At 53.8% G+C, this 22391-nt stretch carries 28 protein-coding genes; 5 read left to right on the top strand and 23 right to left on the bottom strand.

Features of this window, described 5'->3' with window-relative positions; all coding sequences use genetic code 11:
* Window positions 1-5: 5 nt before the first annotated feature.
* Genes DPRO_RS15535 through DPRO_RS15520 form a run of 4 tightly spaced genes read right to left on the bottom strand, consistent with a single transcriptional unit; the run spans window position 6 to window position 2729 of the window.
* On the bottom strand, window positions 6-908 hold the full coding sequence (locus DPRO_RS15535; RefSeq protein WP_097012882.1) for a metal ABC transporter substrate-binding protein: 903 nt from the start codon (window positions 906-908) through the stop codon (window positions 6-8).
* Window positions 905-1810: a metal ABC transporter permease gene (locus DPRO_RS15530; protein WP_097012881.1), complete on the bottom strand. Its 906-nt coding sequence runs from the start codon at window positions 1808-1810 to the stop codon at window positions 905-907. Before DPRO_RS15530 ends, DPRO_RS15535 begins: the two co-directional genes overlap by 4 nt.
* A 3-nt stretch (window positions 1811-1813) precedes the next feature.
* The gene (locus DPRO_RS15525; protein ID WP_097012880.1) at window positions 1814-2545 is read right to left on the bottom strand and encodes a metal ABC transporter ATP-binding protein; all 732 of its coding nucleotides are present in this window, start codon (window positions 2543-2545) and stop codon (window positions 1814-1816) included.
* A 1-nt stretch (window position 2546) separates the two neighbouring features.
* Window positions 2547-2729 carry a hypothetical protein gene (locus DPRO_RS15520; RefSeq protein ID WP_197706476.1) on the bottom strand — a complete coding sequence of 61 codons (183 nt, stop codon included), beginning with the start codon at window positions 2727-2729 and terminating at the stop codon, window positions 2547-2549.
* Window positions 2730-2786: 57 nt separating this feature from the next.
* On the opposite strand from DPRO_RS15520, the gene DPRO_RS15515 reads away from it, so the two are divergent.
* Complete coding sequence (locus tag DPRO_RS15515; protein ID WP_097010253.1) at window positions 2787-3854, top strand: IS5 family transposase; 1068 nt, start codon at window positions 2787-2789, stop codon at window positions 3852-3854.
* Here DPRO_RS15515 and DPRO_RS15510 read toward each other — a convergent pair.
* From DPRO_RS15510 to DPRO_RS20640, 7 genes are all read right to left on the bottom strand, one after another.
* Window positions 3817-4731 carry a metal ABC transporter solute-binding protein, Zn/Mn family gene (locus DPRO_RS15510; protein WP_232005623.1) on the bottom strand — a complete coding sequence of 305 codons (915 nt, stop codon included), beginning with the start codon at window positions 4729-4731 and terminating at the stop codon, window positions 3817-3819. The two genes, DPRO_RS15515 and DPRO_RS15510, sit on opposite strands and share 38 nt — an antisense overlap.
* Entirely contained in the window at window positions 4728-5384 is a 657-nt protein-coding gene (locus DPRO_RS15505; protein ID WP_157917522.1) for a DUF6162 family protein, read from the bottom strand. Before DPRO_RS15505 ends, DPRO_RS15510 begins: the two co-directional genes overlap by 4 nt.
* Before the next feature lie 2 nt (window positions 5385-5386).
* On the bottom strand, window positions 5387-6070 hold the full coding sequence (locus DPRO_RS15500) for an HD-GYP domain-containing protein (RefSeq protein WP_097012878.1): 684 nt from the start codon (window positions 6068-6070) through the stop codon (window positions 5387-5389).
* A 102-nt stretch (window positions 6071-6172) separates the two neighbouring features.
* Complete coding sequence (locus tag DPRO_RS15495) at window positions 6173-6997, bottom strand: DUF4198 domain-containing protein (protein WP_097012877.1); 825 nt, start codon at window positions 6995-6997, stop codon at window positions 6173-6175.
* Window positions 6998-7090: 93 nt separating this feature from the next.
* A complete protein-coding gene (locus tag DPRO_RS15490) occupies window positions 7091-7408 on the bottom strand; it encodes a hypothetical protein (RefSeq protein WP_097012876.1) in 318 nt (105 codons plus the stop codon).
* 13 nt (window positions 7409-7421) lie between these two features.
* Window positions 7422-9926, bottom strand: coding sequence for a ferrous iron transport protein B (feoB, locus tag DPRO_RS15485; protein ID WP_097012875.1), 2505 nt, complete (start codon window positions 9924-9926; stop codon window positions 7422-7424).
* The gene (locus tag DPRO_RS20640) at window positions 9926-10141 is read right to left on the bottom strand and encodes a FeoA family protein (RefSeq protein ID WP_157917521.1); all 216 of its coding nucleotides are present in this window, start codon (window positions 10139-10141) and stop codon (window positions 9926-9928) included. Before DPRO_RS20640 ends, feoB begins: the two co-directional genes overlap by 1 nt.
* On the opposite strand from DPRO_RS20640, the gene DPRO_RS15475 reads away from it, so the two are divergent.
* Window positions 10077-10727, top strand: a complete 651-nt coding sequence (locus DPRO_RS15475; protein WP_097012874.1) for an IS1595 family transposase — start codon at window positions 10077-10079, stop codon at window positions 10725-10727. The genes DPRO_RS20640 and DPRO_RS15475 overlap by 65 nt on opposite strands.
* 61 nt (window positions 10728-10788) lie before the next feature.
* On the opposite strand, the gene DPRO_RS15470 is transcribed toward DPRO_RS15475, so the two are convergent.
* The gene (locus DPRO_RS15470; RefSeq protein ID WP_097012873.1) at window positions 10789-11013 is read right to left on the bottom strand and encodes a FeoA family protein; all 225 of its coding nucleotides are present in this window, start codon (window positions 11011-11013) and stop codon (window positions 10789-10791) included.
* Between the two features lie 199 nt (window positions 11014-11212).
* Between DPRO_RS15470 and DPRO_RS15465 the strand changes: the two genes are divergently transcribed.
* On the top strand, window positions 11213-11707 hold the full coding sequence (locus DPRO_RS15465) for a Fur family transcriptional regulator (RefSeq protein ID WP_097012872.1): 495 nt from the start codon (window positions 11213-11215) through the stop codon (window positions 11705-11707).
* Window positions 11704-11853, top strand: coding sequence for a hypothetical protein (locus tag DPRO_RS20125; protein WP_157917520.1), 150 nt, complete (start codon window positions 11704-11706; stop codon window positions 11851-11853). The genes DPRO_RS15465 and DPRO_RS20125 overlap by 4 nt, the downstream gene beginning before the upstream one ends.
* A gap of 70 nt (window positions 11854-11923) precedes the next feature.
* Here DPRO_RS20125 and DPRO_RS15460 read toward each other — a convergent pair whose 3' ends face one another.
* From DPRO_RS15460 to DPRO_RS15410, 11 genes are all read right to left on the bottom strand, one after another.
* Complete coding sequence (locus DPRO_RS15460) at window positions 11924-12355, bottom strand: Fur family transcriptional regulator (protein ID WP_097012871.1); 432 nt, start codon at window positions 12353-12355, stop codon at window positions 11924-11926.
* A 31-nt stretch (window positions 12356-12386) separates the two neighbouring features.
* The gene (locus tag DPRO_RS15455) at window positions 12387-12848 is read right to left on the bottom strand and encodes a hypothetical protein (protein WP_097012870.1); all 462 of its coding nucleotides are present in this window, start codon (window positions 12846-12848) and stop codon (window positions 12387-12389) included.
* Window positions 12849-12857: 9 nt separating this feature from the next.
* Entirely contained in the window at window positions 12858-14165 is a 1308-nt protein-coding gene (locus tag DPRO_RS15450) for a vWA domain-containing protein (RefSeq protein WP_097013776.1), read from the bottom strand.
* A gap of 6 nt (window positions 14166-14171) precedes the next feature.
* Complete coding sequence (locus tag DPRO_RS15445; protein ID WP_097012869.1) at window positions 14172-15152, bottom strand: AAA family ATPase; 981 nt, start codon at window positions 15150-15152, stop codon at window positions 14172-14174.
* Window positions 15153-15163: 11 nt separating this feature from the next.
* Window positions 15164-15550 carry a DUF1987 domain-containing protein gene (locus tag DPRO_RS15440; protein ID WP_097012868.1) on the bottom strand — a complete coding sequence of 129 codons (387 nt, stop codon included), beginning with the start codon at window positions 15548-15550 and terminating at the stop codon, window positions 15164-15166.
* A 9-nt stretch (window positions 15551-15559) separates the two neighbouring features.
* The gene (locus tag DPRO_RS15435) at window positions 15560-16108 is read right to left on the bottom strand and encodes a SiaB family protein kinase (RefSeq protein ID WP_232005622.1); all 549 of its coding nucleotides are present in this window, start codon (window positions 16106-16108) and stop codon (window positions 15560-15562) included.
* Between the two features lie 18 nt (window positions 16109-16126).
* Window positions 16127-17302: a PP2C family protein-serine/threonine phosphatase gene (locus tag DPRO_RS15430; RefSeq protein WP_097012867.1), complete on the bottom strand. Its 1176-nt coding sequence runs from the start codon at window positions 17300-17302 to the stop codon at window positions 16127-16129.
* Window positions 17299-18450: a sensor domain-containing diguanylate cyclase gene (locus DPRO_RS15425; RefSeq protein ID WP_097012866.1), complete on the bottom strand. Its 1152-nt coding sequence runs from the start codon at window positions 18448-18450 to the stop codon at window positions 17299-17301. Before DPRO_RS15425 ends, DPRO_RS15430 begins: the two co-directional genes overlap by 4 nt.
* 189 nt (window positions 18451-18639) lie before the next feature.
* Window positions 18640-18927: a DUF2325 domain-containing protein gene (locus tag DPRO_RS15420; protein WP_097012865.1), complete on the bottom strand. Its 288-nt coding sequence runs from the start codon at window positions 18925-18927 to the stop codon at window positions 18640-18642.
* 261 nt (window positions 18928-19188) lie between these two features.
* Entirely contained in the window at window positions 19189-20028 is an 840-nt protein-coding gene (locus DPRO_RS15415; protein WP_157917518.1) for an ankyrin repeat domain-containing protein, read from the bottom strand.
* 54 nt (window positions 20029-20082) lie between these two features.
* The gene (locus DPRO_RS15410) at window positions 20083-20970 is read right to left on the bottom strand and encodes a class I SAM-dependent methyltransferase (RefSeq protein ID WP_097012863.1); all 888 of its coding nucleotides are present in this window, start codon (window positions 20968-20970) and stop codon (window positions 20083-20085) included.
* A 429-nt stretch (window positions 20971-21399) separates the two neighbouring features.
* Here DPRO_RS15410 and DPRO_RS15405 point away from each other — a divergent pair, with 429 nt between their 5' ends.
* Complete coding sequence (locus tag DPRO_RS15405; RefSeq protein WP_097012862.1) at window positions 21400-22206, top strand: glycosyltransferase family 2 protein; 807 nt, start codon at window positions 21400-21402, stop codon at window positions 22204-22206.
* Window positions 22207-22391 lie beyond the last annotated feature (185 nt).

The following is a 22391-nucleotide window of genomic DNA, read 5'->3' as shown; positions in this document are numbered from 1 at the left end:
TCCCACTAATTATGCAACGCATTGATCAGACGAGAGAGATTCCCTTCGTACCAACCGATCAATGCATCCACTGGGTTTTCTTCTTCTGCTCGCTTGAAGGCCTGCAGGACCACGGGAACGGCTCCGCCACGTTCAATGACGTGCCTGCCCTTCGCGTCCGGCTCCCATGGGCAGACAACAGCTTTGACCCCTGCCCCCTTTATCTGCGCAATCATGCGCTCCATATCACTGTCCGACCACGCTGATTCGGAGCGAAGGAAATACTCCATCACCTCCAGTCCGAACTCGTTAATCAGATAGGTGTATCCGGTGGTGAACGCGGCAAGCTCCACTGCGGCCAGATCGAGAGAAGCGGCTTCATACTTGCTTCGCAGTCGGAACAGCACGCTCTGCACTTCCTGAAGATTGGCCTTGATACGCGTGGCGTCCCCTGGCGTTAGACGGCACAGGTCATCGGAAGCGATGGACGCCATGCGGGTCAGGTTGGCCGGACTGCGCCATACATAGGGAGAGTACTTGCCCGCCACTTCGAGCAGCGGAACGCCCGCACCATACTCATCCAGCGGCTTGGACACATCGATGTTCACGATACGGATGTTGCCACGCCGCGCCCATTTATAGAGTGGATCAGCAGGCCATGCCGCCCCCACAGTCAGGACGGCGTCGGCTTCTCTCGCCTTCTCGAAAAACGACGCCTGGTGCTTTTTCAGATACGCGTCCTGCCCACGCATGGAGTAGCCATCAGGAATGACATTGATCACCCGGATGGACGTTCCCCGGGTCAGGGCCTCGGCCAAGGCAGTCGTTACTTCAAGGGATGTCAGAACGGTTATCGACTTGTCCTTTGCAATTGCATTGGACGCAAAAACAAGCAGCAGAATGATGGAGAGTGAAACGGAACGCATCATACGGCAGCCCCTTTGAAGGAACCGGAAAAAGCGCGGAGTCCGGCGGTTATGGCAAACAAAAAAGACGCGGCAAGAATAATGGCCCCACCGGATGGCACCGGGATCTCAAACTGCATGGGCACAATGATGCCGAGAAAGCAGGAAACGGAGGCGAAGATCACGCTGTAAAAAAAGAACCCCTTCATCGAACGACTGATATTCCGGGCCGCGGCAGCCGGAATGATAAGCAACGCCTCAACAAGGACCGCGCCGACAATCTTGAGACAGGCCACCGTGATAACCGTGATCATGAGTACGAACACGTAATCGTACAGCCGGGCATTGACGCCGCGCACCTGCGCCAGACTCGGGTTGAAGCTGGCCAGCAGCATGTGGTTGTACGTCGGTATCCCCACTGCGATGCACAGAGCGCCAATAAGGAGCAGCACGTTCATGTCAGTGTCATTCACGGTCAGGATGGAGCCGAACAGGATGTTATCGAGCACATGCATGTTGACCTTGGCGGTGACATAGAGCAGCACGCACGCGCCCACAGCCAGAGAGATGGACAGAAACACGCCGATAACCGTGTCCTGCTTCATGCGGGTGCGGTTGCGGGTATAATTCATGGTCAGGGCGAACAGGATACAAAACCCGAACAACGAGGCATACGGCGCGGTCACCGGCTCGCCCAGCATCACACCGAGCGCCACGCCGGTCAGGGCTGCCTGCCCCACGGCCTGCGAAAAAAAGGCCAGCCGTTTGGAAACGACCATGGTCCCGATGCCGCCAAGCAGTGGTCCGGCCACCAGCGCGCACAAAAGCGCATTGACCACAAAGGCGTACTGGAAAAACTCCGGCAGATACCCTGCTTTTGCCATCTCGATAACCGGCAACCGAATGAGATCGTAGAGGTATTCCATGAATCAGGCCGCCTTTGCCGTTGTCGAAAAAATGTTGAAGATGCGTTCCGGTGTCAGTTCGGTGGCTGGGTCGCCGGAAAAGAGAAGCTCTCGATTGAGGCAGGTGACGCCATGGGCCATGTCACGAACCACACCAAGATCATGATGAATGATGACAACAGTGGTCCCGGCTGCGGATAGCTCTTCGATGATTCCATGCATGATGGCTGCCCCGGCCTTGTCCAGACCCGTGGCAGGCTCATCGAGTATCAGCAGCTTCGGTTCGGGCAGCAGGGCCTGAGCAAGCAACACCCGCTGGCGCTCACCGCCGGACAGCGAGCCGAAAGGCCGGTCCTTGCGTCCGAGCATGCCGACACGGTCCAATGTCTCATATGCCTTTTTGTCTTTGCCTTTCCTGAATCCGAGGAATGCGGGACGACGACTCTGGCCGATCATGGCCATGAAATCGACAACGGTCATGGGCAGTGTGTCGTCAAAGTCCAACGCCTGCGGCACGTACCCCACAGAAGTTTCATTGCCCCAGCAGATACGAATGGTTCCGGTGTGCGGCATCTGCCCAAGCAGGCAGCGGATGAGTGATGTTTTGCCGCCGCCGTTGGGACCGATGACATAATGGATGGTTCCCGCCTCCACGGCAAAGGAGATATCGTGAAGAATGGAGTTCCCGCCAAGCGCCAGGGCAACGGAATCGAAATGAATGGATGGCCCCTGATTGAAGCGTAAAGACATCGCCATGCTAGCCTCCCTGCTCCATGGTTCTGGCATCAATGAGTGCTTCAGTCAGTGCTTCGAGGTTGGCGCGGAGCCCCTTTTCAAATCCATCTTCAGAATAGGTGCCATGCGTCAGATGGGAGAGATGACGGATGCGAATACCTGTTTCCGCCTGGATCGTATCCACGTATTTGTCGGGGAATGCCATCTCGAGACCTCTGCACGGCAAATCCCACACTTTTACTCTTTAACTATTTGATTTATTATGCTATTATTTCTCCATCCAAAGGAGGAAGGCATGGCTATTCGGCAGAAAGGACCTCGGTTGGGTGATTACTTCCTGGGGCACCGCAGAACCAAGACCACATTTCTGGATGAGATCAACGAACTCATCGACTGGCAGCCCATCAACGCCTTTCTGTGCAAGAAGATCAGGCGCAAGGCCAACGCCGTGGGCAATCCCGCCTATCCGCCTCTGGCGATGTTCAAGATTCTGCTCTTGCAGCGTTGGTACAACCTGAGTGATCCGGGCGTGGAGCAGGCGCTGCTCGACCGGCTCTCCTTTGTCAGATTTACCGGTTTTTCCATCGAGGACGACGTGCCGGACGAGACCACCATATGCCGTTTCCGTAACGGTTTGATCCGCCTGAAGGTGCTGGACTCCTTGCTCGACATGCTTAACCGCCAGCTTGAAGGACAAGGGCTTCTTGTCCGTGAGGGAGCCGTGGTGGACGCCTCGGTAGTCGAGTCGCAGCGGCGGCCGCGCAAGGTTATCGACGTGATGCCTGAGGACCGTTCCGAGGACGCCGAAGAACAGGATGGGCCGGTGGACTGCCGGGTCAGCTATTCGGATGACGAGGAGGCGGCCTGGCTCCGCAAGAGAAATCGGGCCTATTACGGCTACAAGCTCCATGCCGCGACGGACAGTCGAGACGGGTTTCTGCTCTGTGGTCACATCACTCCCGCGAACCATTCGGACACGGGCGAATTCGAGCGGCTCGTGAATGGCGTCGGCCTTGATCCCGGCGCACGGGTTTATGCGGACAAGGGCTATTGCAGCGGGAAGAACCGGGACATTCTGTTTGATCGCGATTTGGAGGACGGAACCATGGACAAGACGCCTCGTGGCGGCAGGCTGACAGACTTCGAAAAGACCCGCAACCGTGACATCAGCAGCATTCGGCAAATAGTCGAGCGGGCCTTCGGCACACTCAAACGTGGCTACGCATTCTTTCGGTCCCGATACGTGGGTCGTGAGAAGGTGGAGGGAGAGTTCCACATCCTCGCCATGGCGTTCAATTTGAAAAAAGCTGTTCGACTGGCGCGAGCCTGAAGGGAGAGGTGCGTCCAAAATCCGGCATTTCGGCCAGAAATGGCAGGAAAAGGCCGGGAATGAGCCCAAGCTGGGGTGCGGTCAGAACATCAAATTGGGTGCGGAGCGCAAGGCACGGACGCGAAAAGGGGATGCGCAGAGGTCTCATCTCGGTAAAAATCACATCAACACCCAGTCCCTTGATCTGATCGATGGTCCTGGCGAGTTGACTGGCCGTCGGCTTGAGCCCGTGCCCCGGCTCAATGACCGCTGTCACCTGAAGGCCGAAATCCTGGAAGAGATAATCGTAGCCACCGTGAATGGTTGCACAGCGAAAATCCATGCTCGGCAGCTCGGCAATCCGGGCCATGTATTGCGCTTTCAACCTGCGCAGCTTGTTTGAATAGGCCCGAGCATTGCTCCGAAATATTTTCGCCTGTTCCGGGAACAGTATGCCCAGCTCATTGGCAATGGTGTACACCTGTCGGACCGAAGCCGTAACGGACACAAACGTATGTGGATTGACAACCCTCTTGCCGTCCAGATGCCCGGATACCGGTATGAGCGAGACATCCTTGTTCGCAAAAACGAGCGGTAGTTTTCCTGTCATATTGGCCGCTTCCACAGTATCGAAGGCAAACTCATCATGCCCGATTCCGTTGACCACCAGTGCATCAAGCGTCATGCATTTCTTGATGTCTTCCGGCTGCGGCCGGTAGTTGTGCGGGTTGAACCCTTCGCCGATCAGCGGCACGACCTCGGCTGTTTCACCGACAATAGCCGAGACAAAGCTGTAGTACGGGTGCAAGGTGACACCGATACGCGGCCTCTCCGAGCTGTGGGCCGACCCCACCATGAGACAAACGCCCAACAGGGCCAGGAGTAATCGTTTCATCATTGCATGAACTCCTCTTTGGTTTGTCGGGTTTCATCACTACCCTTCCGCGCCACGACTTCACGCCACCCCGTATTGATAAGGGCCTGATCCGTGACCGCAGAGGGGACCTCTGCAACCGGTGACTGATGTAGCCAGACCTCATATGGCGCATGGGCGGAAGCATTGGCGTTCCCTTCCTTCTTCACGTGATCATGGAGCATGACCAACATGAATGAGCCGGAGACAGACGGAGTCGCAGGATGCCCTACATAAAGGGCTATGTGCTTGTCATGAGTAGAAATAATGGTGCGGCTCCAGCCCATGGCCCCGTTGATCTCCCAGGCGGCGTCCTGCATGAAAGGCGGGATAAAATCCGCGGCCAGTTGATCTACCGATGGCCAGTCCCCCTCGTCCTCATGGAACATTTCGATTTCCGGAGCCGCCGTATACAGGCCGTTGAAAACAGCCAATTCCTCGGCACCGAGGTCCTCGAAAGCATCAATCTGCCAGCCGGGTACCTCTTTGGCTGTGGCAGCGGTATTGCGGAGCATGATGACCGCCCCGCAGATAAGGATCGTCAAAAGGGCTGCAAGCAGAACCAGCCGGGACTCCGTGCCGGAGCCGGACGGCTGGACAACAACCTCGCACCGCATGCGTCCATGTTTGCTCCCCATGATCACGCGGCTCCCTCCCGTTTGTGCAACGACTGGAGGTAATCCCAGATGATATCGTGTACGCCGAAAAAGGCATTCACCACCTGCGGGTCAAACTGTGTGCCGGTGCAATCAACGATTTCATCCATGGCTTCCTTATACGTCATGGCCTTTCGATACGGGCGCTCCTGAAGCATGGCCGACAGGCTGTCTGCCACGGCGATAATACGTGCACCAAGGGGAATTTCCTTTCCCTTCAGCCCGTGCGGATACCCTTTTCCGTCATAGCGCTCATGGTGATGCAGAATCATTTTTACGATGCCGTTTTTACCCGAAAACGGGGTGACAGGTCCCATTATCTGGGCACCTATTTCCGGGTGCCGCTTGATGATGGCGAACTCGGATTTGGTCAGCGGTCCCCTTTTCTTGAGGATCGCGTCCTGAATCCCCACCTTGCCGATGTCGTGAAGATGCCCTGCCACATGAAGGATATCGGCCTGCTTGGCGGAAAGTCCCATCTGCTGACCGATGGTCTGTGCCATGACAGCGACCTCTTCGGAATGGCTATGCGTACAATGATCTTTGGCATCAATGATATAGCTGAGGGATTCCGCGAACTGATGCACGGTCATCTGAACCGCATCGAGAACCTGAAATTCGCAAATGTCCTCGATCTCGATGCCCCGTGCTTCAGGAAGAGTCGTCATGTTACCGCCTTGGAGAAATATGTTCGATGCGGCGGGTCGGGCTACTGACCCGCCGCATCCTTTGTAGAGGTGCTCTTTATTGTTGCAAGGAAAGAGCTTGAATTACTTCATTTCTTCGGCTTTGACCCAGATGACTGCATCCTGGCCGAGTTCCTTACCCTTGTACTCGGTATCAGGACCGACGCCGAGAGCGGCAAAGCCCCACCAGCCAGCCTTGGGGATACCGAAGGTGATGTACCCGTTGGCATCGGAGAAGATGGTCTGAGTGACCAGCGCGCCATTGGGGTAATCCACGGAGGACTCGGCAGGCATGGAGTTGGTCTTCAGGTTGGGCATGTGGCTCATGTATTCGACTTCAACTTCGGCATTGGCAACAGGCTTGCCTTCGGAGAGAACCTGTGCCTTGAACACGTTGCCGGCCCACAGACCATAGGGCTTGATCATGGGGACGATTTCGCACGGCAGGCCAACAGGCTCGTTCCACAGGGTGGGCATTTCACCGACGTTGACGATCAGCTTGGTGATCTGCTGCATGTACACGTCTTCTTCTTTCTCGAAGTAGTAACCGGGCTTCATGACGAAGACATAGTCTCCCATGGAGCGGACGACTTTCTTGGGGACCACGGCAGAGAATGCAGTGGCTTCGGAATGGGGGTTCTTCCAGGTGATCTCCTTGAGGTGCGGTTTCAGGTCGGTCTTGACGATCTTGTCGCCCTTGGCCTTCAGAACGTAGAACTCCTCAACACCGCCCATATCCATCATGTGCCCCGCTTCTGCCGGGTGGGTAAAGGCGATGCGCATGTCCAGATCCTTGCCCTTTTCCATGATCATTTCCGGTGTGTAGAAGACCATGAAGTGGGCAAAGGCGGAACCGGACACAGCCAGGACGCACAAGGCGGTCAGAAGGGGAATAAAACGTTTTCTCATCAGATACTCCTCGTTAATTGAATTTGAATGTTATTCTCAATACGATGTTCAAATAAAAGCGCAGAAAATAAATGCCTCCTGCGCTGGATTTCCTTACTCGACGATGTCAGAACCGTTGACTTCAACAGCATGCCCTTCACCGGCATCGAAGATGACCATGTAAGCGCCTGCAGGCTTGTCAAAGGTCAACTCACTGTCCTCGTTCATCTTGGTGTCCAGAATGGTTTTTCCATTGCCATCCTTGACATACAGCTTGACCCCGGCAGCGGATGAGCCGTCAGAGAAGCCGCCTTCGCAGGTAACGGTGTTGTCGCCATTGTCAAAGCAGCTCATGAGCGGGCTGTGGGCAAATGCCTGTCCGGCGAAGGCCACCATTGCGGCCAGAGTCAGTACGATAGTCAGTTTTTTCATTGTTCACTCCTCCTTAAGAGCAATTTTCTTTACAAGGTGTTGTCGTTGCAATCACGTCGGTTTCCTTCTCGTCCGGGGTCGGAATCAAGCCCATTACGAGGGTGGCGACCACGCACAGACCGTAGAAGGCCCACATTGTCTGGAAGCCCGTCAACCCGAGGACTGTTCCACCGGTGAAGACAAGGCTCGCCACAAAAAGGCCAAGCAGAGTCTGGTAGCCGATGGAGAACAACATCCACTTGGTGGAATTGGACTGGTGACGGACCATGATGGAAGTCGGGACGCACGGCGGATACAGCGCCATGAACAGCATGAGAGCCAAGGCATGAAGCGCGGTGAATCCGGTCTCCCCGGCCTTCATGGACTCCTGCACACTCTGGTCGCCGTCAATGCCATAGATGGAACCGAGGGTGGCCGCAGAGTTTTCCTTTGCCGCAAACGCGGACAGAAGCGCGATATTGATTCGCCAGTTGAATCCGGCCCACTGGGTCACGGGTTCGAGCGCCTTACCCATGGTTCCGAGGAAGCTGTTTTCAAACCGCTCGGAGCGGGATTCGCGGCGCACCTTCTTTCTGACCTTGATGACATTCCTGAGAGACCGATTCAGCTTTTTCCCGTCCTTGCCCACACGTTTGACCACGGCGTAATACACCGGGTTGTCGGCCTGGAACTGATCGTTGATGGCAGCCGCCTTGTCGCTGTCGGTCACGCCCTGCTTGGCGCGCTTGAGGGACTCATCAAAAAGGATGATGGGCAGCACATCGGATTGCAGGATTTGTCCATTGAACTCGGTCTTGTAGACATCCTTCATGAAGCGCTGCACGGCCGTACTTCTCATGTCGTCATAGTACGCTTGCCTATCCTCGGGCAGACCCGGGTAGTTGATGAGCACGAAGACGACCACGGCCACGGCCGCTACCACGGTGACGATCTTTTTCAGGAAGAGCCATATACGCTCACCGGCCCGACGCATGGTGCCTGCCAAAGCAGGGATATGGTACGGCGGCATTTCCATGATGAACGGCGCACTCGGCTGTTTTTTAAGCACTGTCAGGGACAGCAGTTTGGCAACAGGAAGAGCCATGAACAGCGTCACAGTGGCGATAAAGAACATGGCGAGTCCACCCACATCGGCAAAATACGCACCGATGAGAATCAGGTAGAGCGGCACCTTTGCCAGGCAGTTCATCATGGGCACGATCATGATCGTCGCAAGCCTCGCCCGCTCGTCCGGGATGGCCTTGGTAGCCATGACCCCGGGGATGGCGCAGCCTCCCACATAGACACCGCCAAGAATCATCGGCAGCGTTGACTGACCGTGCAAACCGAAACGACGGAACAGGCGATCCAGTATGAACGCCATGCGCGGCATGTATCCGCTGTCTTCCAGTATGGCGATGAGGCTGAACAGCAGAAAGAAAATGGGCAGATAATTCAGGATGGCCGTGGTGGATTTGACAACCCACATGCCAAGTGATCGTAAAAGCGGATCATCAACGAACCCGGCCGCAGGCAAATATTCCGCTGCAAAATTCTCAAGAGCACCCCATGCAGGCCATACCTGCAAGGCAAGCCAGTTACCGAACACGATGGCTACCTGATACAGGACCATCAGAATGGCTATGAGAATAACAGGGCCGAGATACCGATTGCAGACATATTTATCAGCACGATCAGAAAGAGAACGCCGCTTGTCAGCCGGGAAAGTCACGGTCTCACGGGTGATCTTCGCGCACATCCCATGGCGGGTGAAGGCGATGTGTCGTTCAATGCTGTTTCCTGCCTCTTCCTGAAAACGGGTTCGGCAAGACTCCTTGAGCTGCAATACCTGCTGCGCATCGGGATGCGTGCGCTCCAGCAGGGTGATCGCCTCAACATCATTTTCCAGCAGTTTGATGGCCAGCCATCGAACCGGATACTGGATGCTGAGAACCGGATCTTCCCGAAGCTCCTTTTCCAACTCGGCAATATGCGGCTCCATCAATCCGTAATCAATGGAGAACATTGACTCTGTGCGCGAGTCGGCCAACTGTTTGACCGCGACTCTGAGAGCTTCCTTACCCTCCCCTTTCTTGGCCTTGGTGGGGACAACAGGGATGCCCAAAATCTCCTGCAACCTAGCGATATCAATTTTCTGACCACGCCGCTCCACCACATCCATCATGTTCAGATTGAGTACGGTGGGCACTTCCATCTCCAGCAATTGAAGCGTGAGATAGAGATTGCGCTTGAGATTGGATCCGTCGGCAACATTGATAACCACTGCGGGGTTGTCTCCCAGCAAAAAATCACGGGCGACACGCTCTTCCAGGGAATACGAGGTCAGGCTGTAAGTGCCGGGCAAATCGACCAGTTCCACGCAAGTGTCATCCACGGTGTACGAACCGGTTTTCTTCTCAACCGTTACACCGGGATAGTTCGCCACATGCTGGCGGGCGCCCGTCAGCAGATTGAAGACGGTGGACTTGCCGCAGTTGGGTTGTCCTGCCAGGGCAACCAGCAGATTCCGAGTACCCATTACGCCTCCACCACTATCCGTTTGGCTTCCGAGTGGCGGATCGATACATGGTATCCGTCAAGATGCACTTCGACCGGATCAACGAGCGGTGCGTTTCGTACAATTTCTAGGGGCTGTACCAGATAACTCCTTTGGGTTATCGGTATGGCAATGCGAAAAAGTCGTTTGAGCAAGGACAAGCAGCTTCGTTTAATCGAACATTTTGTGGCTGGCACGACAGCTCGTTGCGCTGCCGATCTGGTTGGTGTGAACGTCAAAACAGCCGCCTATTACTTTCACCGGCTCCGGGAAATCATAGCGGTAGAAGAGTCCTGTGAAGGGATGGATTTTGGCGAATTTGAGGTCGATGAGAGCTACTTCGGTGGCAAGCGAAAGGGCAAAAGAGGACGTGGGGCGGCTGGTAAGGTTCCTGTTTTTGGAATCCTTAAAAGGGGCGGGAAGGTCTATACACAGGTGATTCCTGATGCGAAAGGTAAAACCTTGCTTCCCATTATTCAGGAAAGAATCCAGCCAGACAGTGTGGTTTACTCGGACTGCTGGTATGGCTACAATGTCCTTGATGTGTCAGCGTTCAAACACTTCCGAATCAACCACTCGAAGCTGTTTGCAGATAGCCACAACCACATCAATGGAATCGAGAATTTTTGGAACCAGGCCAAACGCCATATGAGGAAATTCAACGGCATTCCAACCAAGCATTTTTCTCTGTTTTTAAAGGAATGCGAGTGGCGTTTTAATAACAGCAATCCGCGAAGCCAGTTTAAACAACTGAAACAGTGGGTTAGAAGACATATGGGCTAGTTATCTGGTACAGCCCCTTCATCTAATGTCATACATTCCCTCTCAAATAGTCTGCCGCGAGCTAGGCCACGATCACTTTTTCGGCCACACCGCGTTCAACCATGACGCGGCTTTCTCCGATGGAAACAAGCATGGGGCCATTGGTATTGCTCACCACATCAACCTCGACACCGGGGATGATACCGAGCGACTCCAGTCGTGTTCTCGCCTTATGTCCTGCGTCGACTGCGATGATGAATGCATTATTACCCGCCATGACGGTTTTCAGTGTCTTTTGCGTTTGCATTTCGTTCCCCTCATTATGCAACCTGTGGTTGCAATTGATAATGAATTTCGATATCACTAATATGCCTTGAGCGCATGATGGTCAACAAAAACAATATGTTGACCATCAATCTCAACACGAAGCCAGAATGCAGGCACAAAGACCCTCTAATTGAGATTGAAAGTCATTACCGCGGATTTAACACGAATCAGGATGAAAAATGAAAGAAGCACTGACCGCTTTCAAAGAGTATCTGTCTCACAACGGCCTCAAGTTGACGAAGCAAAGACTACTTATATTTAAAGTATTTATAAGCAACAGAGGCGAGGTTTGCCCTGAAGATCTTCTCAACAACGTGCAACAGGTGGATGACTCGGTCAGCCGATCGACGGTGTATAGGACGGTCAAACACCTGCACAATGCGGGGATCGCACGTTGTATCCATAAAAATGACGGGATCACCCACTATGAACCCATGGGAGATCACTCCAGTCAGATGATTTGTGAACGATGTGGGAAAACCATACCGATCCGAAATCCATATTTTGAGTGTTTGCAACAGGAGACAGCTCGGCAACAGGGCTTCACCCTCTTTCGTTATCAAAGTGTATTGTACGGACTGTGTAGCAATTGCAGCGGGTTGTGCAGCGATTGCAATGGAACAACGCACCCGGGCCATCCGGGAGTCAACACTGATCCAAGGAGTGTAAAATGACGTTCAAACGAGGCATCAACAGCAAGTACAAATCAAAGGATTTCCTGCAACGCGGCCTTCGATCCATGTTTCCCAACTACAAGGAGGCGTCCAACGAGGACCAGGCACCTCCTGTGGACACGGAAAAGAAACAAAAACAGCGGTAAACCACACATGAGAACGCCCCGCCAATATGACATTGGCGGGGCGTTCTCATTAACAAGCAGGACAAGCATCCTATCCAGAGCAATCAGGACAAATGCCGTACAGGTACATCCGGTGTCGAGTCAGTTTGAAATCATGCTGCTTCGCGACTTCTTCCTGACGCGCCTCAATGGTTTCATCAAATATTTCGATCTTCCTGTTGCAGTGCACGCAGATAAGGTGATCGTGGTGATCGTGCCCATAGGCATGCTCATACAATGCACCGCCATCTCCGGTCTCGATGGTGTCGGCCAGACCGGAATCCAGCAGGAGCTTCAGCGTCCGGTAAATGGTTGCCTGCCCCACGTCCGGCACCTTGCTTCGCACCAGGTCATGCAGATGTTCGGCTGAAAAATGCCCTTCGGTTTCCAGAAAGGTTTCGACAATGATCTTCCGCTGGGGAGTCATGCTCAACCCGTTTTCCTTGATATACGATATGAAATAGTTTTCTGCAGACTGAGTCATGTGACTACTCAAATCCTTCTCTTTACAATTCTTAAAATCCAACGGCTGACAACAGTCTTGCCTTTGCAACACCACTCACGATGTGTTCACGTGTCTGTCTGGTCAGTTCCAGGGTTTCGACAAACTCCAGCGGTGCATAGTCGTACGCCATTCTCAATGCCGCCTCGAAATCGTGACGCAGGCGCTCGAACGCGGCCTGAACATCGACGAACTCATTGTCAGCGCCGCGCCAGGCAAGGGTGAGGGAATCCGACACCTTGCGCTGCTTGTGGGACGGCGTCATCAGTCGATACCACTCCAACGCTGCCCCGCCTCGCTCATCTTCACCGGGATAGCAGTAGGAGCGCCACGCAGACGGTGGCCGGGCAATGGCTGAATCAAGGACAATTTGCGGCACGGCGATGTCAACCTCAAACTGTTCCAGCTCGATTTCATATTTCAAAACCGGCCTGTGGTTGCCGCGTTTCTTGAGTATTTCCCAATGTATTTTCATGGTCTCTCCTTATCGAATCTCTATGACGTCACCAAACGGAACCACTTTGCCACCCTGCCCCACCTGCGCCCAGAGCACCGGATAGTCCGGCTCGCGATCGGGAAAGCTCAGGCATTCAAGGTCGGTCAGGTACACGAGGCATGCCGGATCAAGACCTTCCCTCTCCACCCATGCAAAGGCCGGTCGGAAGTCGGTTCCCCCACCACCTTCAGGCCGGATTTCCAGCGGGAGATCGCACCGCCCGAAGGTGTCCGAATGCTTCACCTCACTGTCGCAGTACACCACATGAATGGTGGTATCGAAGCTCTCCAGTATACCGGAAACCTCTGCGGCAAACTGGTTCATTTCCGCCTCTGTCACGCTGCCGGAGGTGTCTATGGCCAGAACCACCTCCGGCAACTTCTGGTGTGACAAGGACGGAAGAACAACGTCCAAATGCAGAAATCGTTTGCTGGGCGGTGTCCAGCTGTAGTCATCACGGGCGCGGTCGCTGATGTAGCGGGAAAGCAGTTCCTGCCAATCCAGTTTGGGATGGAGCACGTCGTTGATGAGGCGCTCCAGCGCCCCCGGCAGTTCGCCGACTTCGCGTGCACTTTGCGCGGCCTGTGCCAGGGCCAGCTCCCATTCTTCGTCGGACGGACTTTCATCCGCTCCACCGCCGCGCTCACTGTCCGGCGCATCCCTGACTTCACCGCTTCCACCAGGATCGCCGTTTCCGTCTGCGCTCCCATCCTCACCGGCATCGCCGCCCTGACTGCCATCGGCCTCGCCGTCGCCTCCGGCATCACCGCCATTGGAATCCGTTCCCTCGCCGAGGCCGTCGCCATCTTTTCCCTTGCCATCCATATCCTGCATATCAACGGCACCATCTTCCGCTCCTTCCCCTTCACTCAAGGATGGTTTTTCCTCTTCCGGGTGGAAGGAGCGAAGTTCCGAATAGATGTCATCCACTGACATGCCGTGATAGGAGGGATCGTCGAGGTACTTGGGCGGCAAAGTAATCCCTGCGTCGATCAGAATCCCATTGATGGCGTAGTCACACGCCTGATTCCACATGGATGGGTCGCGACCATTGCGGCGTGTGTGATGCTGGCAGGCCGGATGCATGACCGTATGCGCCACCAGCCCTTTGAGCTGGGCGTCGCTCAGTCCGGTCACAAAACCGGGATTGAAGGCAAAGGTCTTGCCATCGGTCCAGGCCGTGTCGCAGGTGGGGTCCGCCTTCGGCTCCATGCGCAGGCAGAGGGAGCCGAAGAAGGGATGCTCAAGCAGCAGGCCGGTGCGGGCCTTGATCAATTTTGCGTGTGCCGTATCCATGATCACCTACAGAAGGACCTCGGCATTGGCGGTTGTCCAATGCGAAAAGGCCGGAGTTTCCACAACGCCGCGATGATGTTTTACGGCATCTCGAACCAACAGCACGCCGAACTCAGAGGGGAGTCTGGATGCATACGTGACAATGTTCTCCGCTGTTTTTTCTCCGGCTCTTTTCGCGATCGCCTCGCACAGGGCATACAAGGTCGCGGGTTCTTCAGGGATGACCGCAGTGTCTGGCTGGTTGATGACAGCATCCGGATCGGGCAATTGCCTGAACATCCGAGAAAAACCCGCGAATTCCGTTGCCGCACCCGGTCCGACCGTTCCTTTCAGCAGACTGAACTCCACATCCGGGTCCGGGGTTGAGGCGATGATTTTGGCGGCAAATTCCCAGGACCGTGGCGATGGGAACGCCTTGTCATTCTTTTTGGGATCAAAGGCATGGAGCAGCTTGGGACGAAAACGGATGAACGCGAGCACTTCTTCATCTATACCAGCGCGTTCAGCCCATTCAAGCCATGTATCCGCGTCAACGGTAAAATCAAGGTGGACGAATCGGTTAGCCAACGCTGACGGCATCCTATGGGTCACGGCACGATCGCTTTCGCGGTTTCCGGCGGCCACCACTGTCCAGCCATCGGGCAAGGTGTATTCACCGATCTTCCGATCCAGAATCAATTGATAGCAGGCGGCCTGCACCAGCGGTGGCGCGGCATTCAATTCATCGAGAAACAGCACCCCTTCCCCTTTTGTCGGCAGGAAGGACGGCGGGCACCAGTGAGCGGTTCCGTCTTTCACGGACGGCAATCCTCGCAGATCGACAGGATCGAGCAGGACGGCGCGAACATCCGTCAGTTCGAGCCCCATTTCACGAGCCACCTGCGCCACCACATGGCTTTTGCCCACTCCGGGTGCGCCCCAGACGAATACGGGTTGTTTGAGAGAAATGAGGGTCCTGAGGGACGATTTGACTTTCTTTGCATTCACGCTTCCTTCTCCTAATCCGTTAATTCCACGAGATTGAAATCAATCCGTTCCACATCTTCCATGAACTCTTCGCCGCACTCCATGGCCGACTCGTTTTCTTCGTGATACCGCCAGTTCACCACGATCTTTTTGCCGCGCTCGGCCTGGTCGTCGAGCATCTCGAACAAGTCCATGAAGGTCTTGGATGACGAGGAGTTGAAGTAGATAATTTCCATGTCGATCTCGACCAGCGCTCCATTGACCGTGTCGAAAAAGTCGCCCAGCCAATCAAATACCGGGCTGTAAAAGGCCCAGCAGTTTTCCGGATAGGATTCGCCCTTAATTTCAAAGATCATGGCGTCCGGATCGAAATTGATCGAGGGCGACGAGGTGGTCGCCTGCACGTTGTATTTATTCATGACCATCTCCTACTGGGTCACCACTTTCATTGAAAAGAAGGAGGTCTCTCCGTCCACGGGGACAATGTCGTAATCCAGGGGACGCGCCGCCTTGCGGGCCATCTCGACAAAACCGAGACCAGCCCCCTTGTTCGAGGTGCAGTCCGGGGATTTGCGGCGCTCCTTGTAATAGGCTTTCAGCTCCGCCTTGTTCATGGACTGGAGCAGCTTCATCTGCTCGGACAGCCCCCCTTCGTCCGCGGACAGGATCTTGTTGCCACAGGCCACAAAAAACCGGCCGTCCTCCTCACGCCCCACAACAACCTGTCCGTGCGCCATCTCGCCGACATGGGCGGGACTATCCACATGACGCTCCGTGGAGTAGCGGACGATGTTCTGCATCTGCTCCACCAGCACGGCGAATACGCGTTGCACCGACCCCATGCCTGCCTCCTCGGCCCGCATCTTGGTCCGCATCAGCTCTGCAATGGACTCCACCACAGGCTGGGACACCGGCCCGTTGAAGTAGAGGATCACCCCTTCTTTCTGCATTTCTTCGTAATATTTGAACAAACTCACGATACTCACTCACAGTTCTTACAGTTCAAACCCAATAACCGTCACATCGTCGCGACGTGTTTCATTCCCTTGATATCCATTGAGCACCTTGACCAATTCGGCTCCCTGCGCATCAAGCGGGACCTTCCTGTGCTGTTCGAGAAACTCCATGAACCGGCGCTTGCCGAACGGGAAATTCCGCTCTCCGCCGACCTGATCCAGCAACCCGTCAGACGCCAGATAGATTCTCTGGGCAGACGCGGTTTCGATGGGTACGTCGGTAAACACAAAATCCGGGTCCGAGCGCACATATCCGAGGCCGCATCGATCTCCTTTGATGCACCGAGCGCCTTCATCGTCCACGATGAACAGCGGGGAATTGGCCCCGGAAAAGACGATCTCGCCCGTTTCCGAATCCACATGGCACAACGAACAATCCATTCCATCGTCAGACTGCGCATCACGGTCGGTCTGCCCAAGGGACTCCTTGATCAACCGATTCATCCGGCCCAGAACGACCGCCGGACTGGTGGTGCCGTCCGAGGCCGCCTTCTCCAGAAGCGCAGCCACGATAAGCGTCATGAACGCGCCGGGAACGCCGTGTCCGGTGCAATCAATGACACCGACGAAAAATCCGTTTTCCGTATGCTTGAGCCAGTAGGCATCGCCACCCACGGTGTCTCGCTGCTCCCAGATCAGAAAATGGTTGGGGATATAATCAGATAGCTCGGCACGGGCAGGCAGAAATGACGTCTGGATAAGGTGGGCATAGTCGAGGCTCTCACCGATCTGACGCTGGGCAGTGGCCAGCTTTGCCATGGCAGCCTGCAAGCGGTGCTCGCGCACGGCAATGGTATGCCCCATCCAGTGCATGTTCCGTTTGAGCGTCTGGAAATCATTGCCCTCGGCTTCGACGGGCGGCAGATCCACCTGGGCGTACTTTCCTTCCTTGAGCAACAGGCACTGGGCATTGATGTCCTTGATGGAACCCAAGGCCAGCACATGGCTCATCCACTTGGCAAAAGGTACCAGCAGGACAATGGAGGCAACGATAATCCCGATGAGGAAATTGGTAGCCTGCTCGGTCCCCCCTGACTGGAGGATCACGAACGTTGCCAGCGGAAAGAGCACGATGATCACCAGAAGCAGGACCGTCATCTTGCGTTCCACGCTCCAGTTGAGTAGCGCCTGCGGCAGAATCGACATCACGCTCATTGCCGTTCCCCGACTGTATGTTCCCTTTTTCGAGATGTCGGGCATGTCACGCAGTCGCCGGTCTCGCGGCGATAGATTTCCGACCTGTCGCGGCCCTTCTTCTTGGCAGCGTATAATGCGATGTCCGCGTATTTGAGCAGGCTGTCGAGATCATCGCCCTGCTCAAAGGAAGTCAGGCCGATGCTCGCCGTGATGGATAGTTTTACGTTGCCGCAATCAAAGACCCGTGAGCGGATATTCCCGGTAATTCGATCCGCTACGGCGGCAGCGGCTCCAACAGCGGCATCCGGCAGCAGGACAACGAATTCCTCGCCGCCGTAGCGCCCGACAATATCCACCTCGCGAACCGAATCGCGTACCGTATTCGCGATACTGATCAACGCCTGATCGCCTACATCGTGACCGTACGTGTCATTGACGGACTTGAAGTAATCCACATCCAGAATGAGCAGGGAGAGATCACTGCCATTACGCAAACTTCTGGTCACTTCCCGCAACGACAGTTCCATAAAGTATCCGCGGTTCCACAACCCGGTCAGGCTGTCGGTGCGGGCCAGACGGCACATGTCCTCAAGCATCTTCTTGCGCTCGGTAACATCGGCCAACACGCCGACGATGGTACCGGGTTCATCGGCTTCGCCCTTGATCAGGCTGGCGCTTATCTCGACCCATATGGTTCGCCCATCCGGACCGCACGCCTGCACTTCCTGACGCTGCACTCCATCGGTCATGAGCAGGGACTCGTACCGTTCATAGTCGTCGAGGGTGCAGAAAAGTTCCTTTATGTTCATCACATCGCCAAGGAAGGATCGGATGCCATCGAATCCGAACATGGCGGCCATGGAAGGATTGATCTCGATCAGTCGCCCATCGGGGGCGCACCGGTAAATGCCCTCGGTCACATTCTCGAATACACCACGGTATTTGGATTCGCTGGCAGCCAATTCGCTATTGAGCTGATTGAGCGAATTCTGCATCCGGTCCCCCATGGTGACCATCCGCCCGCTCTGGCGGACCAGTTTGGCGTACCGGCTGACCAGTGTGCGAAACGCCTGCTCCACCCCTTTTTCAAGCCCATGGGCCTGCTCAAGGGCAGACCGAGCCTGCTCAAGCGCATCCACTTCCTTTTGAAATATCTCTTTTCCCATTCTATCACTCACACCGGATAACCGTTTGATCCCCTGCAATCGGGACTTTGTTGAACTGGTGGCACCGTGCCGCTCCCAAATATAGACAGCCTGACAAGGCTACTGACCATCGCAATGGGGCTTCACCCCGACATTCAAAGGCGTATCGACTATGACAGGCCAGAGTCGCAGCAGCACAACCACTTAGCGCTATGCATCAATCCCCACACCGCTCAGGCTGGACAGGACAGCCGGAGCACCAGTCGAATGGCGCATGCACACAGGGATGTTGTCCGCGGATGCGGTAAACAGCACCCGACGCCGCACGGCATGGGGGACTTGATCAGTCAGTATGACGACTACATCAACGGAAGCCATCTCCTGACTCAGAAACGTTTCTCTTCCGGAAAGACAGGTCAAATCATGTTGTTTAACCGCCTCATTGCTCTCGCACATCCCAACCAACCACTGCCGATTACCCACGATTGCTGCGCACATAGCACCCCTCACTTTTGTGAAATTGAAAATCGTTATCAACGCAATATTGGGGTTACAGTGATTTGTCAACCCAATTTCTGAGAACGATTATTCAATCGATTGAGGTGGGCGAAAAGCCCATATGATGTGGTTATATGGAGGGTTGGCTATAGGAATGGTAGTTCATGGATTTCATCAAAACGAAAGAGTTCGCCCTGATATCCGGCGAATCCAGCCAGGAAAGCCTGTAGAACATCGGATGATCAAAGTGCTGTATGCCCCCTAGCGCTTATGCAACTTGGAAGCAATGGGTGGAGGTGCTGTGTCCAAGACGGCTGGCCGCTTATCTGCAGGAAGGAAGTCAAAGCTCATTCCCTGCTTTTCAAAAAAATTTACGCAGCGCCAGAACCACATGTACTGAGGGTGGTTTGCATTCACTAAGCCCCGCCGTTCGGATTGATTCTTAACAGTTGTAATAATTCCTTTTTGGGATTCAGAATAATCAACGCCTTGAATCAGCATGAAGTACACTAAATCATAAGCCTCTGCTCTAATAGTGTGATGGACAAGCGAAACATCATATTTATCTTTATAATCAAGGTCAGCTCCAGCATTATACAAAAGTGCAAAGCCATCATTGCGATATTTTCTCTGCCAAAGAATGTTTTGGATTGGCCGTTTACCATTTGATGGTCTTTCAACATTGGGGTCTCCGCCCCCAATATCGAGGGCCATTTTGAGATATTCAATGCCAATATCATCTGTTTTAAAAGCTATCCAATGAAGGAGGGCTTTTCCGTTGTCCCAATGAATATTCGGATCTGCGCCAAGTTCCATAAGGTGCTTAAATCCCGATATGTTGGGGTGCTGTATTACCCACGTTGGAAGAGTCACCCCATATGTCCCCCTGGCGTTGACATCCGCCCCACGGGCCACCAGTCTGTCCATGCGCTCAATGTCCCCATCAGCAGCAGCCAAAGCAAGGGCCTGTGTCTTCATGTCCCCTGGAAACATCTCACGGACACTCATGGCATAGAGGGGTAAATTTTCAGGATTGTGGGATGCACAAGAGGTCAGAAAGACAAGGAATAATATCAGCAGGATGCTCTGTGTACGCTTCATGAATAGATGGCCATTGTAGTCTGTTTTTGATTCCATTGAAGCCACTGGATTCGCTTACTTCTCGGCAATACACACGCCGTATTGATTAAGCCCACTCCTGCTGGCGATTGTATCGATCTTCAAAGCAAGAGACAGCAGCGGAGAATCCTCAGGGATATTGGTCAGAATATCGTTTAATCCGACATGGTAGACGACACCACCGGTGGGTATTATCACCGGATCATCGAGTCTTTTCTTCAATGAAGGGATGATTGATTCAGAGTCTGCCGCCTCAGAGGGGTCACGATTGATCATCGTCTTGAGGTCTGGTCGATCTACTCGCCTTTTAACTCTTTTCCCATTTGGCAACGTGAAAACTTCATCCGGCAGGCTGTCTCTGAAACTATTGACGACCTCAAGCTCTGCTTCCGACCATTGAAATCGTGATTGACCGATAAAGTCATTCATAAAAAAAATGCCACCGGGCTTCAGCAGGCTGTATGTTTCCGTGATCGCCTTGTCGGTGTCGAACATGTGATGAAGGGAGTTGTCCCAATGAATGAAATTATAGGCCGATGCATCTTCAAGAGCGAATTCCTGATTGATGATGTTCACATTCTGCTCATAACCATTTTTCCTGAATGCCTCTTTTGCCACTTTGCACCGCTCTGCGCTCAATTCGAACAAATCGAAATGCTCAACGACTCCACGTTTCATCAAATTAAGCTCTTTACCAGCCCCACCACACCCGATTGACAAACCTCTTTTGAATGTTCGCCCTTTTGTCTTTTGGTTCAGCAGCGCAACAGCGCCCTGATTGAATCCAGGGATATCCTCACCACAAACAATCCTGTTTACGTGTCGAGTTATTCTGCCGGAAAGCCACCATCGACTTCTTGGCAGTGCGACAGTGCGAGTGACGTTATCCCAATGCTTTGCGATCAATTGATTAGTGTTGGGCATTCACATCTCTTGGCGTAGTTGGTGTTCATAAGCGCGAGGTGTCCATCATAGGCAGCTCTCACCGGTGCTTGCAGTTATGGACTAATCTGCGCAAGAGTACCTATTTATGGATATTCTCTCAACGTGACAGATACACGCCTCTCAGGCTGTCGACATATATGGCCGATACTAGACATACGGACATCCCTCACTTATGAGTAAAAAACACAAAGGGATACATGGGATTAAGCAAAATTTCTCCTATCCTGACCACGCGTGCGGTATTCGTGGGCTGCTGATGGAGGGCTAGACAACCTTGAACGTCGAGGGTACACAATTCCATAAATCCCGGTTTAGTATCCGGCTCACCCTCTTCTTCAGCGTAGCAATCCGGGTGTGACAAAAAACACCTGCCCACGAAAATCATCAACCCCAATACATACTACCACGATGAAAAAAATATCTGTTGTTATTCCAAGCTATAATCACGCTCAATATATAGAAGCGTGCCTGGATTCCATCTATTTTTCAGATTACCCGGAGATCGAAATCATCATCGTGGATGATCACTCCCAGGACGATTCGGCAGACGTCATTTCTGCCTGGATTGAGAACCTGGATGTTGAAGAGGTCTCTTTCGCCGCTCGCTATAACAGCGAAACAGACGAGATCGAACGAACAATTCATAAACGATACAATAGACCGGGGCGGACGATCTTTTTTGAACCCAGCGACACCAATCTCGGCTCAACAAAAAATTACAACCGTGGTTTCAAGATGGCCACGGGGGATTATTGCACATTCATCGCTTCTGATGACATCGTGCACCCGCAGATGTTTTCCGAGTTAGCCAAGCCGCTGGACGATGACACGGCAGATTTTGCATACTGCGACATGTTCGTCATCGATGATCAACAGCGAATCATGCGTGAATTCAAATTGCCTGATTATGACTTTGAGAAATCATTCGGCGATTGGTACTTGTGTGGAGTGGCGACACTGTACAGGCGCTCATTGCACCTTGAGCATGGATTTTACGACGAATCGGCAATGGCGGACGACCACGAGTGCTATTTGCGATTTGCCATGAATAACGCACGTTTCGTCCACATCCCCAAGACAATGTACAGCATCAGAAGTCACCACAACCGCACGGTTGGACTTCACTCCGAGGAACGCTTCAAGGCCCTTTTGAATTACTCGAAAGAATTGACTCTCAAAGCGCGAAAATGGCTTTCTGACCAGAAAGACAGTTAATGAGAACGCTTTTTGCATTATGACTGCCGGTGGTATTTTTTTGACACGTTTCTAACGGAAACAACACTGCCAGCCGCCACGAAGGTGCAAACAACATGAAGTCCAAAACGAACCACGAAGAAACTCCTCGCTCCAAAATCACTCATACGCTAAGTGATCGATGCATTGGTTTCTTCAGTGACTAC

The sequence above is a fragment of the Pseudodesulfovibrio profundus genome, from assembly GCF_900217235.1.
GTDB lineage: Bacteria > Desulfobacterota > Desulfovibrionia > Desulfovibrionales > Desulfovibrionaceae > Pseudodesulfovibrio > Pseudodesulfovibrio profundus.
The sequence above is the reverse complement of the archived record's forward strand: the minus strand, read 5'-3'. Positions and strand labels throughout refer to the sequence as shown.

Excerpts from the sequence above, each read along its gene's own strand:
- DPRO_RS15535 (WP_097012882.1), bottom strand. The coding sequence starts at position 908 with ATGATGCGTTCCGTTTCACTCTCCATCATTCTGCTGCTTGTTTTTGCG.
- DPRO_RS15530 (WP_097012881.1), bottom strand. The coding sequence starts at position 1,810 with ATGGAATACCTCTACGATCTCATTCGGTTGCCGGTTATCGAGATGGCA.
- DPRO_RS15525 (WP_097012880.1), bottom strand. The coding sequence starts at position 2,545 with ATGGCGATGTCTTTACGCTTCAATCAGGGGCCATCCATTCATTTCGAT.
- DPRO_RS15520 (WP_197706476.1), bottom strand. The coding sequence starts at position 2,729 with ATGGCATTCCCCGACAAATACGTGGATACGATCCAGGCGGAAACAGGT.
- DPRO_RS15515 (WP_097010253.1), top strand. The coding sequence starts at position 2,787 with ATGCTATTATTTCTCCATCCAAAGGAGGAAGGCATGGCTATTCGGCAG.
- DPRO_RS15510 (WP_232005623.1), bottom strand. The coding sequence starts at position 4,731 with ATGATGAAACGATTACTCCTGGCCCTGTTGGGCGTTTGTCTCATGGTG.
- DPRO_RS15505 (WP_157917522.1), bottom strand. The coding sequence starts at position 5,384 with ATGGGGAGCAAACATGGACGCATGCGGTGCGAGGTTGTTGTCCAGCCG.
- DPRO_RS15500 (WP_097012878.1), bottom strand. The coding sequence starts at position 6,070 with ATGACGACTCTTCCTGAAGCACGGGGCATCGAGATCGAGGACATTTGC.
- DPRO_RS15495 (WP_097012877.1), bottom strand. The coding sequence starts at position 6,997 with ATGAGAAAACGTTTTATTCCCCTTCTGACCGCCTTGTGCGTCCTGGCT.
- DPRO_RS15490 (WP_097012876.1), bottom strand. The coding sequence starts at position 7,408 with ATGAAAAAACTGACTATCGTACTGACTCTGGCCGCAATGGTGGCCTTC.
- feoB (WP_097012875.1), bottom strand. The coding sequence starts at position 9,926 with ATGGGTACTCGGAATCTGCTGGTTGCCCTGGCAGGACAACCCAACTGC.
- DPRO_RS15475 (WP_097012874.1), top strand. The coding sequence starts at position 10,077 with ATGCGAAAAAGTCGTTTGAGCAAGGACAAGCAGCTTCGTTTAATCGAA.
- DPRO_RS15470 (WP_097012873.1), bottom strand. The coding sequence starts at position 11,013 with ATGCAAACGCAAAAGACACTGAAAACCGTCATGGCGGGTAATAATGCA.
- DPRO_RS15465 (WP_097012872.1), top strand. The coding sequence starts at position 11,213 with ATGAAAGAAGCACTGACCGCTTTCAAAGAGTATCTGTCTCACAACGGC.
- DPRO_RS20125 (WP_157917520.1), top strand. The coding sequence starts at position 11,704 with ATGACGTTCAAACGAGGCATCAACAGCAAGTACAAATCAAAGGATTTC.
- DPRO_RS15460 (WP_097012871.1), bottom strand. The coding sequence starts at position 12,355 with ATGACTCAGTCTGCAGAAAACTATTTCATATCGTATATCAAGGAAAAC.
- DPRO_RS15455 (WP_097012870.1), bottom strand. The coding sequence starts at position 12,848 with ATGAAAATACATTGGGAAATACTCAAGAAACGCGGCAACCACAGGCCG.
- DPRO_RS15450 (WP_097013776.1), bottom strand. The coding sequence starts at position 14,165 with ATGGATACGGCACACGCAAAATTGATCAAGGCCCGCACCGGCCTGCTG.
- DPRO_RS15440 (WP_097012868.1), bottom strand. The coding sequence starts at position 15,550 with ATGAATAAATACAACGTGCAGGCGACCACCTCGTCGCCCTCGATCAAT.
- DPRO_RS15430 (WP_097012867.1), bottom strand. The coding sequence starts at position 17,302 with ATGAGCGTGATGTCGATTCTGCCGCAGGCGCTACTCAACTGGAGCGTG.
- DPRO_RS15425 (WP_097012866.1), bottom strand. The coding sequence starts at position 18,450 with ATGGGAAAAGAGATATTTCAAAAGGAAGTGGATGCGCTTGAGCAGGCT.
- DPRO_RS15420 (WP_097012865.1), bottom strand. The coding sequence starts at position 18,927 with ATGTGCGCAGCAATCGTGGGTAATCGGCAGTGGTTGGTTGGGATGTGC.
- DPRO_RS15415 (WP_157917518.1), bottom strand. The coding sequence starts at position 20,028 with ATGAAGCGTACACAGAGCATCCTGCTGATATTATTCCTTGTCTTTCTG.
- DPRO_RS15410 (WP_097012863.1), bottom strand. The coding sequence starts at position 20,970 with ATGCCCAACACTAATCAATTGATCGCAAAGCATTGGGATAACGTCACT.
- DPRO_RS15405 (WP_097012862.1), top strand. The coding sequence starts at position 21,400 with ATGAAAAAAATATCTGTTGTTATTCCAAGCTATAATCACGCTCAATAT.